General features: G+C 63.9%; 1 protein-coding gene. It reads right to left on the reverse strand.

Annotated elements, in window-relative coordinates; all coding sequences use genetic code 11:
• Positions 1 to 233 (reverse strand): ABC transporter substrate-binding protein (locus KVS69_RS20680; RefSeq protein ID WP_217540220.1); only part of this gene is annotated, 233 nt, incomplete at both ends.

Below are 233 nucleotides of genomic sequence, written 5' to 3' on the forward strand. Positions count from 1 at the left end.
GCCGAATTCCGCCGCCTGCTTGATGGCGTTGGACGTGTCGAGGCCGGCATTCGCAAGCCCGATCACCTTGGCGCCGGAAGACTGCGCCTGCAGGAGGAAGGACGAGAAATCGGTGGTCGACAGCGGATGGCGCACGGACCCCACGACCGTACCGCCGCTCGCCTTGACGAAGTCGCTCGTCTGCTGTTCCAGCGAATAACCGAAGGCATAGTCGGCCGTCAGGAAGAACCAGG

This window comes from Stenotrophomonas sp. GbtcB23, from assembly GCF_019091045.1.
In the GTDB taxonomy this organism is placed as follows: Bacteria; Pseudomonadota; Gammaproteobacteria; order Xanthomonadales; family Xanthomonadaceae; genus Stenotrophomonas; species Stenotrophomonas rhizophila_A.